This is a genomic window from Streptococcus mitis, assembly GCF_001579035.1.
GTDB classification, from domain to species: domain Bacteria; phylum Bacillota; class Bacilli; order Lactobacillales; family Streptococcaceae; genus Streptococcus; species Streptococcus mitis_J.
Genome location: NZ_KQ970287.1, coordinates 331568 through 332771 on the forward strand (window position 1 = coordinate 331568; position 1204 = coordinate 332771).

A 1204-nucleotide genomic window follows, 5' to 3' on the forward strand; every position below is an offset into this window, starting at 1 on the left:
TTAGTATAATTGATCCCAAATATCCACATCGTATAGATAGTAATAGTGGTACAAAACCGGATAAGTATGATCCTACTATAAGAGTAGCGATAGAGGGTGCCGACGGTATTTTTGATGACTCTGATTATGTTGTAATTTCCAACAAGCCGATTACTGTTGATGAAGACTCAGACGAGAATATTGTGAAAGATGATGGTAGTGTTGTACTTTCTAGATATTATAAAGTCGTAACTGGACGCCGTTATGTAGAAGGCGGTGGAGATACGATTGAAGATGCTAATAAAGAAGATGACATTTATGAAGTAGGAACAAAACCGAAAGTCGTTACAGAAGAAATACCATATACAACGCGTTATGAAAGAGATGATACAAAAGGAAGGGATTATCATGTAGTAACAACACAAGGTAAAAACGGTAAAAGAATAACAACTACAACTTACACTTTAAATACTACAAATGGAGACGTGACTGAAAATAAACCGACAGTAGAAGTAACTGACGCGATAGAAGAGGTAATTACTCTAGGAACAAAACCGAAAGTCGAAGAAACACCAATTAAAAAACCAGTACGTTACGAAGCAGATCCAACAAAACCAAAAGGAGAAACTACAACAGAAACAGAAGGTGAAGACGGAAAAGTTGTTACAACAACACCGTACATTGTAAATTCTGATGGAAGTGTAACGGAAGGAGAACCAACAACTGTCCGAACAGAACCAAAAGAAAAAGTAGTAAAAGTTGGAACAAAACAGAAAGATGATATAAGAGAAATTTCGATAACAACGACCTATGAAGATGATCCAACTCTTGAAAAAGGAACAGAGAAAGTAGTTACTGAGGGGAAAGCTGGAAGTGAAACAATAACTACACGTTATATTGTAGATCCAAACACCGGTAAAATTACTGAGACAACTTCTTCTCAAACTACAAAAGTAATGACACCAAAAGTTGTTAAGAGAGGTACGAAAGAAGTAGCACAACCAAATCTTAAAGTAGCACAACCTACAATAGCTATAGTGGAAGAGCCGAATAAAGCAAGTATACAAGTAAAAGCGCCTGAGAAAGATGCGGATACAGTAAGAATCATCTATCCTAAGAGTGATGGATCTGGTGATGAAGAGCTCACACTTACCAAGCAATCTAATGGCGAATGGACTTTAGACAAACAACCTGAAAACGTGATATTAAACAAAGAAACAGGTAC

1 protein-coding gene is annotated in these 1204 nt (G+C 36.6%); it reads left to right on the forward strand.

The genetic code is table 11. From position 1 onward, the window contains the following. Nucleotides 1–1204, forward strand: a 1204-nt coding sequence (locus SMIDD26_RS12260) for a G5 domain-containing protein (protein ID WP_246746946.1), incomplete at both ends; no start/stop codon positions are given.